This window comes from uncultured Methylobacterium sp., assembly GCF_964242245.1.
Taxonomy (GTDB): Bacteria; Pseudomonadota; Alphaproteobacteria; order Rhizobiales; family Beijerinckiaceae; genus Methylobacterium.
Genome location: NZ_CAXTBY010000140.1, coordinates 1 through 8,214 on the forward strand (window position 1 = coordinate 1; position 8,214 = coordinate 8,214).

An 8,214-nucleotide genomic window follows, 5' to 3' on the forward strand; every position below is an offset into this window, starting at 1 on the left:
CGGGTGCAGGTGGTCAACATGCTGCAGGTCCAGACCGCCGGGCGCTGACGGGGAGTTCATGGAGGACGGCTGCGCGATGCTCGCCGCAGGTGGTGTCGGTCTCGCCGCCGCCGAGGATCGTGCTGCCGATCTCGGACGGGTCGACGTGGGCCAGATCCATACGGGCGAGATACGAGATCGCCAACTCGCGAACCACGTAGTCGAGGATCGAGGTCGCGTTCTTGATCGCGTCGTTGCCCTGCACGAAGCCCGCCGGCTCGAAGCGGGTGAAGGTGAAGGCCTCGACGTACTCCTCCAGCGGCACGCCGTACTGGAGCCCGAGCGAGATCGCGATGGCGAGCTTCTCGAAATTTAGAGGAACAAAGTTTTGATTTTAACAATAATCGTCAATATTTATCACTCAGTATGTTATATTTTTACAATCGTCACATGCTGTATATGACAATATGCATCGCACCCTGTCACCACCGCAACTTCGGCACACACGAGACGGATCGTACTTAGGTCCGAAATGATATTTATTCAAATCTTGAGCAACCGCAAAGCGTCGATCGATTACATCATTCGGAATTCCACAATAGTAATCACAATACTCGATAATATCTTGTCGGCTCGAAAATGCTTTTAGAGCACAATCAGGCAGGAGAAAAACATCGGCAAACAGATTTGCTTGATCTTCAACATAATACTCAGGTTCGACAAAGCGGCGACTGAACTCGGAAAATTCTGAGAAGCCGAATTTGTCGTCTTTATGCAGCCATATGTGGCCGATCTCATGGGCAAGCACTCGCCGTCCTTCCGCCTCCTTGTCGAGTGCGGCGTCCCACACGCTTTTTCTAACTTGCAATACAATGGATCTTCTATTTTCGATAAAATCGACCCTAGCCAGCTCCTCTAAAGAGTTTCTAGTATCAATGTTGATCGCTAGGCTCCCGCGATATTTTGAACGGAGAGGGCCCAATATAAAATCCGTGATACTAAAGTCAATCGAACTACCTAGGCCTCCTATGTCGCGACACTTTTCAGCCTCAGCGTAGATTGCGGAGTATGGCCGAAAAACCGTGGTTAAGGCTCTGGCCATACTCCGTTCCTCTCACGAGCATCCGGTGGTACTTCCGCACGTGTCGCACTTCATGCAAGTTCCGTTTCGCAAGAGCGTGAAGTTCGCGCATTCCGGGCAGGCTTCGCCAACATAGCCCTTTAGTTTTGCCTCGGCGCGCCGGTAGGCTTGTGTGGAAACGAGCTCTGCGCTGGGCGGGGAGAAGCCGAGAGTGACGGGGTGCTCTCTCTCTTCCGCCTTCAGCGCCGTCGCGCCGCGCATCGCGTGGACGATACCGCCGGCGGGGGCCGACTGACCCGCGTTCCCGGAGCCTACGCCGACGGTCGCGCCGCTGGGACCACCCTGGATCAGGGTAAGGCGGTCGGCCGAACCGCGCAGCAGCCCGCGGGAGACGACGCTGGCCGCGCTCGGTTGCGGCTTGCCCGGCTCGCGGGTGGTGTCGGTCTCGCCGCCGCCGAGGATCGTGCTGCCGATCTCGGACGGGTCGACGTGGGCCAGATCCATACGGGCGAGATACGAGATCGCCAACTCGCGAACCACGTAGTCGAGGATCGAGGTCGCGTTCTTGATCGCGTCGTTGCCCTGCACGAAGCCCGCCGGCTCGAAGCGGGTGAAGGTGAAGGCCTCGACGTACTCCTCCAGCGGCACGCCGTACTGGAGCCCGAGCGAGATCGCGATGGCGAAGTTGTTCATCAGCGAGCGGAAGGCGGCGCCTTCCTTGTGCATGTCGATGAAGATCTCGCCGATGCGGCCGTCGTCGTACTCGCCGGTGCGCAGGTACACCTTGTGGCCGCCGACCACGGCCTTCTGGGTGTAGCCTTTGCGCCGGTGGGGCAGCTTCTCGCGCGAGCGGATGCGCTCGACGCGCTCGATCACCCGCTCGACGATCTTTTCCGCCAACTGCGTGGCCTTGGCCGCAGCGGGCGCCTGGATCAGCGCCTCGACCGCATCCTCCTCGTCGTCCTCGTCATTGATCAGCGCCGAATTCAGCGGCTGCGACAGCTTCGAGCCGTCGCGGTAGAGCGCGTTGGCCTTGAGCGCGAGGCGCCAGGACAGGGTGTAGGCCGCCTTGCAATCCTCCACCGTCGCGTCGTTCGGCATGTTGATCGTCTTGGAGATCGCCCCCGAGATGAAGGGCTGGGCCGCCGCCATCATGCGGATGTGGCTGTCGACCGAGAGATAACGCTTCCCGATCCGGCCGCAGGGATTGGCGCAGTCGAACACCGCGTAGTGTTCGAGCTTGAGGCCGGGGGCGCCCTCCAGCGTCATCGCTCCGCAGATGTGGGTGTTGGCGGCCTCCACGTCACGCTTCGAGAATCCGAGAAAGGGCAGCAGTTCGAAGGTCGGATCGGAGAGGCTGGACGCCGGCACCTTGAGGGTGTCGGTGAGGAAGGCGTCGCCCAACGTCCAGCGGTTGAACACGAACTTGATGTCGAAGGCTGATTTCAGGCCCGCCTCGATCGCCGCGATCTTGTCGTCGGTGAAGCCCCTAGCGCGCAAGCTGCCGGGATTGATTGCCGGCGCCTGCCCCATCGAGCCGTGGCCAACGGCGTAGGCCTCGATCTCGGCGATCTCGGACTCGCGGTAGCCGAGCGCCCGAAGGGCATCGGGCGCTGCCTGGTTGATGATCTTGAAGTAGCCGCCGCCGGCCAGCTTCTTGAACTTCACCAGGGCGAAGTCCGGTTCGATGCCGGTGGTGTCGCAATCCATCACGAGGCCGATGGTGCCGGTGGGCGCGAGCACGGTCGCCTGGGCATTGCGATACCCGTGCTCCTCGCCGAGCTTCAGAGCCCGGTCCCAGGCGGCCCGCGCATGGTCGCCGAGATTCCCTTGCGGGATGTTGGCGTGGTCCAGCGGCACCGGCGGGATGCTGAGGAACTCGTAGCCCTCCGCCTCGCCATGCGCCGCGCGGCGATGGTTGCGGATTACCTTGAGCATGGCGTCGGCATTGTCCTCGTAGGCCGGGAAGGCCCCGAGTTCGGCGGCCATCTCGGCCGAGGTGGCGTAGGAGACGCCAGTCATGATCGCGGTGAGGCTACCTGCGAGCGCACGGCCCTTATCGGAATCGTAAGGAAGGCTCATGGTCATCAGCAGGCCACCGATGTTGGCGTAGCCGAGGCCCAGCGTGCGGTACTTGTACGAGAGTTCGGCGATCTCCTTCGAGGGAAACTGCGCCATCGTCACCGAGATCTCGAGCACCACAGTCCAGAGACGGCAGACGTGCTCGAACGCCTCCACGTCGAAGTGCTTGGTCTCGCGGTCGTACATCGTGAGCAGGTTGGCCGAGGCCAGGTTGCAGGCGGTGTCGTCGAGGAACATGTATTCGGAGCACGGGTTCGAGGCCCGGATCCGCCCGCCCTGCGGGCAGGTGTGCCAGTCGTTCATCGTGGTGTTGAAGTGCAGGCCGGGATCGGCCGAGGCCCAGGCGGCCTCGCCGATCTTGTCCCACAGGTGCCGGGCGCCGACCGACTTGACCTTCTCCGAGTTGCGGTCCTTCAGCAGCCAGTCGCCATCCGCCTCGACCGCGCGCAGGAAGTCGTCGGTCAGCGAGACGGAGTTGTTGGAGTTCTGGCCGGCGACCGTGAGATAGGCCTCCGAATCCCAGTCGGTGTCGTAGACGGGGAAGTCGATCTTGGTGAAGCCCTGGCGCGCGAACTGCACGACGCGCTTGGTGTAGGCATCCGGCACCATCGCCTTGCGGGCGGCCTTGATCTCGCGCTTGAGCGCAGGATTGCGCTCGGGGTCGAAGCAGGCGTCGCCTGAAGCCTCGCACTGGGTGCAGGCCTTCATCACCGCGGTGAGGTGCTTGGAGACGACCTTCGAGCCGGTCACCAGCGCGGCAACCTTCTGCTCCTCCTTCACCTTCCAGTCGATGAAGGCCTCGATGTCCGGGTGGTCGATGTCGACGATCACCATCTTGGCCGCGCGCCGCGTGGTGCCGCCGGACTTGATCGCGCCCGCCGCCCGGTCGCCGATCTTGAGGAACGACATCAGCCCCGACGACTTGCCGCCGCCGCCGAGCTTTTCGTTCTCGCCGCGCAGCAGCGAGAAGTTGGAGCCGGTGCCGGAGCCGTACTTGAACAGGCGGGCTTCCCGCACCCACAGGTCCATGATCCCGCCCTCGTTGACGAGGTCGTCGGCGACCGACTGGATGAAGCAGGCGTGCGGCTGTGGGTGCTCGTAGGCCGTAGCCGACTTCGTCAGCACGCCGGTCTTGTAGTCGCAGTAATAGTGCCCCTGGCTCGGCCCATCGATGCCGTAGGCCCAGTGCAGGCCGGTGTTGAACCATTGCGGCGAGTTCGGCGCGACCATCTGGCGGGCCAGCATGAAGCGCAGCTCGTCCATGAAGGCAGCCGCGTCCTCCTCGGAGGTGAAGTAGCCGCCCTTCCAGCCCCAGTAGGTCCAGCAGCCGGCGAGCCGGTCGAACACCTGGGTCGCCGAGATCTCGGACCCGCTGCGCTGGTCCTCGGGAAGCCCACTCAGCGCCGCCGCGTCGGGCACCGAGCGCCAGAGGAACGAGGGGACGTCGTTCTCCTCGATCCTTTTCAGGCGCGCCGGCACGCCGGCCTTGCGGAAGTACTTCTGGGCGAGCACGTCGCTCGCTACCTGGCTCCAGCTCTCGGGCACCGAGATGCCGTCGAGCCGGAACACCGTCGAGCCGTCGGGGTTGCGGATCTCGGAGAGCGCCTTGCGGAACGGGATGCTCGCGTAGGGCGAGGAACCGGACGTGGTGTAACGACGCTCGAACCGCATGAAACACACCTCTCCCAACGGGGCTCAACGCCCCGTCCCGCGACGACGCGCGGGGTTGGATCCGAAAGTTGGAGGCCGCACCCGAGCGCCCGAATGGACGTGAACCGGATCGGCGGGACGTTGCCGTGAAGGTCGGGGGAGCGCGGATCGAACGGGTCGATGCGCTCGAACCGTGATCCGGAGATTAGCGCCGGAGCCACCTTCACGTCAACAAGTGGTATTGCTCGACGATGTTCCCCGCTAGATGTTGTGGTAAGACGCAAAAGCCTGTGGATGATTTTCGTGGTCCGGTAAGTGCCGTTGCCGCTTTCGGGATTCCCTTGCGAAAAATTTTGCTTCCACAAGCCAAGGGCGATGCGCCGGCATCGGGAGCGTCGTTCGGGCGCGACATGGACCCCTGCGCGGCCCGCGGAGGACACGTCCGAGCCGGCGAACAAGGCTCGCACTGAGCCGCGTCCCCGCGCCTCCGGGCGACCGCTCGGGTCGGGCTTCCTGCTGGACTTGCGGCCGTTCGCTCACCATAGAACGCGAGGCGCGCGGCTGCCCCGGTGGCCGCGCCGCATGGATCGAGGACGGCGATGGCGCTCAAGGACACGCTGCTGCGCATCTTCACGTGGTGGAACGGGCAGACGATGTCGCTCGCCTTCTACACCGCGCGCAGCGGGAACTTCGTCGGCAGCGACGAGCTCGGCAACCGGTACTACCGCGCGCAAGGGGCGCTGATCGACCGCTCGGTCGGCTCGGAGCGGCGCTGGGTGATCTACAACGGCTACGCAGACGCCTCGAAGGTGCCTCCCGGCTGGCGCGGCTGGCTCTGCCACAACGTCGATGTCGCCCCGAGTGAGGAGAGCTACGTCCCGCGCGCGTGGGAGAAGCCGCACGCGGAGAACCAGACCGGATCGGCCAACGCCTACCGGCCCAAGGGATCGCAGCTCTCCTGGGGCGCGCGCCCGGCCGCCACGGGCGACTACGTGCCGTGGACGCCGGGGGAGTAGCGCACGCCCTTTTTCCACCACCGTTGCGGTGTTGAAGGCGCCGATGCGCCGGCTCCGTGCCGCGCCGTCCCCGCCGAGAGGAGCGTGCCTTGAGCCGCATCACCGCACGCGCCGCGCTCGGCCTCGCCGCCGTTGCCCTCTGCGCGCTCCCGGCCTCGGCCGACAAGATCAAGAACCCGACCGCCGTGTTCTCCGGCCTGGACAAGATCACCGGCCGCATCGTCTCCTTCGAGGTGGCGGTAGACGAGACGGTGCAGTTCGGCGCCCTGCAACTGACCCCGCGGGTCTGCTACACCCGGCCGCCGACCGAGAGCGCCAAGACCACGGCCTTCCTCGAAGTCGACGAGGTGACGCTGGAGAACAAGTACCGACGCATCTTCACGGGCTGGATGTTTGCCGCGAGCCCGGGGCTGCACGCCATCGAGCACCCGATCTACGATGTCTGGCTCGTCGACTGCCGGGGCGGCAGCGACCTCATCGCGGAGGCGCGCGAGCAGGAGGACGTGCCGGCGCTGGCGTCCAAGCCCGAGCGGAGCAGGCGCGGTGCGAAGGACCCGGCCAAGACCGTGCAGCGCGTGAACTCCGAGGGGCAGGTCGACGTCGAGGCGCCCCGCGGCGTTCCCGTTCAGCCGCGCCAGAAGCCCTCGCGAAAGTTCTTCCCGTCGAACGAGGGCCCGGCGGCGGCCCCGCCGCAGCCTCAGCAGCCGCAATCGATCTTCGACGCGATCTTCCGCTGAGACGCCTGCCTCAAGGATCACCGTTGAGTGCCGCAAGCACCTGCGCGCCGCGCACGCTGCCGTCGCTGGGCCACGCATTCCACGCGGCCTGGGCGCCGAGCGCTTCGGCCAGCCGCCGCTTGTAGACGTGGCGCGGCAATTCCTCGGCGCCGAACTGGGCGAGGTGCTCGGTGACGAACTGCGTGTCGGCGAGCCGGTAGCCCGTCGCCCTGAGGCGTCCGATCAGGTGGACCAGCGCCACCTTCGAGGCGTCGCGCACCTCGTGGAACATGCTCTCGCCGAAGAAGGCCGCGCCGAGCGAGACCCCGTAGAGTCCGCCGACGAGTCGCCGGGGCTCGCCGGCATAGACCTCGATGGTGTGAGCGTACCCGCGGTCGAACAGGGCGCCGTAGAGTTCGCGGATGCGGCCGTTGATCCAGGTGCGCTCGCTCTCGTAGCGCGGCGCGGCGCAGCCGGCGATCACGCCGTCGAAATCGATGTCGCTGCGGACCTCGAAGACGTCCGCGCGCACGGTCCGGGCGAGCCGCCGCGACACGCGAAATCGATCGAGCGGCAGCACGCCGCGGGCGCGGGGCTCGACCCAGTACAGGGTCGGATCATCCGCATCCTCGGCCATCGGAAAGATGCCCGCGGCGTAGGCCTTGAGTAAAATCTCAGGCGTAATCTCCACGCGGGCATCGTCGTGCATGGTCCAATTCTGGTGCGGGTAGGGCCGGAACGCCAGGGGTTACGACCGCGAATTCACGAGCCGGACGGGCGCGTGAGTCGCGGGCGCAGATGCCTCATGGGCCAGACGCCTGCGCTCCCCTCGCGCAAAGAGGTCCTTCGCGCAGTCGATGGCAAGGAGGGCTTCCGCCATCTGGCGACCCTGAATCAGCAGGGCGGCGCGCTTGGCGATCACGCGATGGCGAATCCCTTGGAATTTCACCCCCGCCATTCCTTTGCCGGAGCGGCGTCCCGCAGCATCACCATGGACGGCTTGTACTTCGCCAGGAGCCGCGCTTGCACGTCCTCCGGAAGCGTCGCCAGCCATTCCGGATCGGCGTTGTCCTCGTTGTCGGAGAGCTTCACGAGGATGGTGGGAAGCCCGCCGAAGCTGATGATGTGCTCGATGCCGGCGAGGTGGGAGACGCCCGGCGTTGGCGTCAGAAGCACAACCCCTTGTACGACGACCTGGGAAAACCCCTCGCTGAGAAGATCCTCGGCGACGATCGTGCCGTAGGGCCGCCTGTCCGGTTCTAGGCTGTCGTGCAGCCACGCGATTTGAAGCATCTCGCTCACGGCAGCCGGGTCCAGGATGCCGGGCAGGCCCGCCACCTTCGCCATCGTCCGGCTCGCCACACGCTCCAAGTGCTCGATGTGGGACCTGCCGGCTTTGTCTGTCTGGCCTGCGTGGACGATACGCGCGAAGATCTCGACGTCGGCCGTGGTCCGGCGGAGAGGTGGTAATATCAGAGGTCGGATCACGGCATCGCTCGCTCGGATCTTGCGCGGATGCGAATGCTATGCGCGCAGGCGGCCAGCCGCGCTCGATGCTGCGTTGCAAAAAAGTACGTTGTTGAGACGTGTCTGGGGGCGAGCCGGCCGCCAGATCCGAGAGATCGTTGCAAGTCGTTGTTATCGCTGGTGGGCGGTGAGGGACTCGAACCCCCGACCCTCTCCGTGTAAA

6 protein-coding genes and 1 pseudogene are annotated in these 8,214 nt (G+C 65.0%); 2 read left to right on the top strand and 5 right to left on the bottom strand.

Annotation, left to right across the window (positions count from 1 at the left end):
* Positions 1-88: 88 nt before the first annotated feature.
* The 3 genes and pseudogenes from ACFE8Y_RS19385 to ACFE8Y_RS19395 all read right to left on the bottom strand — a co-directional run.
* Positions 89-337: pseudogene (locus tag ACFE8Y_RS19385) on the bottom strand (hypothetical protein); the annotation flags it as partial.
* Between the two features lie 63 nt (positions 338-400).
* A complete protein-coding gene (locus ACFE8Y_RS19390; RefSeq protein WP_375466010.1) occupies positions 401-1,081 on the bottom strand; it encodes an ImmA/IrrE family metallo-endopeptidase in 681 nt (226 codons plus the stop codon).
* Between the two features lie 12 nt (positions 1,082-1,093).
* Complete coding sequence (locus ACFE8Y_RS19395) at positions 1,094-4,813, bottom strand: vitamin B12-dependent ribonucleotide reductase (RefSeq protein ID WP_375466011.1); 3,720 nt, start codon at positions 4,811-4,813, stop codon at positions 1,094-1,096.
* Positions 4,814-5,391: 578 nt separating this feature from the next.
* On the opposite strand from ACFE8Y_RS19395, the gene ACFE8Y_RS19400 reads away from it, so the two are divergent.
* Both ACFE8Y_RS19400 and ACFE8Y_RS19405 read left to right on the top strand, forming a co-directional pair.
* Positions 5,392-5,808: an NADH:ubiquinone oxidoreductase subunit NDUFA12 gene (locus ACFE8Y_RS19400; RefSeq protein ID WP_375466012.1), complete on the top strand. Its 417-nt coding sequence runs from the start codon at positions 5,392-5,394 to the stop codon at positions 5,806-5,808.
* A gap of 89 nt (positions 5,809-5,897) precedes the next feature.
* The gene (locus ACFE8Y_RS19405; RefSeq protein ID WP_375466013.1) at positions 5,898-6,545 is read left to right on the top strand and encodes a DUF2155 domain-containing protein; all 648 of its coding nucleotides are present in this window, start codon (positions 5,898-5,900) and stop codon (positions 6,543-6,545) included.
* A gap of 10 nt (positions 6,546-6,555) precedes the next feature.
* On the opposite strand, the gene aat is transcribed toward ACFE8Y_RS19405, so the two are convergent.
* Together aat and ACFE8Y_RS19415 are read right to left on the bottom strand one after the other, a co-directional pair.
* Positions 6,556-7,233, bottom strand: coding sequence for a leucyl/phenylalanyl-tRNA--protein transferase (gene aat / locus ACFE8Y_RS19410; RefSeq protein ID WP_375466014.1), 678 nt, complete (start codon positions 7,231-7,233; stop codon positions 6,556-6,558).
* Between the two features lie 236 nt (positions 7,234-7,469).
* The gene (locus tag ACFE8Y_RS19415; RefSeq protein WP_375466015.1) at positions 7,470-7,871 is read right to left on the bottom strand and encodes a phosphohydrolase; all 402 of its coding nucleotides are present in this window, start codon (positions 7,869-7,871) and stop codon (positions 7,470-7,472) included.
* Between the last annotated feature and the right edge of the window lie 343 nt (positions 7,872-8,214).

What these genes read in the sequence shown, in the direction of transcription:
- ACFE8Y_RS19395 (WP_375466011.1), bottom strand. Translation starts at nt 4,813, where the DNA reads ATGCGGTTCGAGCGTCGTTACACCACGTCCGGTTCCTCGCCCTACGCG.
- aat (WP_375466014.1), bottom strand. Translation starts at nt 7,233, where the DNA reads ATGCACGACGATGCCCGCGTGGAGATTACGCCTGAGATTTTACTCAAG.
- ACFE8Y_RS19390 (WP_375466010.1), bottom strand. Translation starts at nt 1,081, where the DNA reads ATGGCCAGAGCCTTAACCACGGTTTTTCGGCCATACTCCGCAATCTAC.
- ACFE8Y_RS19415 (WP_375466015.1), bottom strand. Translation starts at nt 7,871, where the DNA reads ATGGCGAAGGTGGCGGGCCTGCCCGGCATCCTGGACCCGGCTGCCGTG.
- ACFE8Y_RS19400 (WP_375466012.1), top strand. Translation starts at nt 5,392, where the DNA reads ATGGCGCTCAAGGACACGCTGCTGCGCATCTTCACGTGGTGGAACGGG.